1 protein-coding gene is annotated in these 361 nt (G+C 70.6%); it reads right to left on the bottom strand.

What is annotated here, in order from left to right; genetic code table 11:
• A partial coding sequence (locus ABFP37_RS22545; protein WP_347035040.1) for a hypothetical protein occupies positions 1–361 on the bottom strand: 361 nt, incomplete at both ends.

Here is a 361-nt window from a genome sequence, read left to right as displayed (position 1 = left end):
GAAGATGCGGGTGGTGCGGCCGATGTCGAGGATGCGGCCTTCGCTGCCGAGGAGGATGGGGATGATGTCGGCGTCGCAGGCGATTTTGCGGATGGTGGCGGGGGTGACGGGCCCGGTGTAGGTGAACGTTCCGGTGCCGGTCGCGGTGCCGGGTAGCCCGCCCGCGGGGGATCCGGGCTGGTTGCCGCCGGTGGACCGGGGACGGCGATTCGCGGTGGTGTTGTAGCGGGCTCCGTTGGTGGCGGTGGTTTCGAGGCGGTCCAGGAGGTCCTGGTAGCTGATGGTGACCATGACCTGGGGTCGGAGGCCGCCGGTGGCGGGCAGGGTTGCGGTGGCGAGGGCGGTTTTGCAGGCGCCGATG

It is taken from the genome of Burkholderia sp. RS01, assembly GCF_039748055.1.
Lineage (GTDB): Bacteria > Actinomycetota > Actinomycetes > Actinomycetales > Micrococcaceae > Arthrobacter.
The sequence above is the reverse complement of the archived record's forward strand: the minus strand, read 5'-3'. Positions and strand labels throughout refer to the sequence as shown.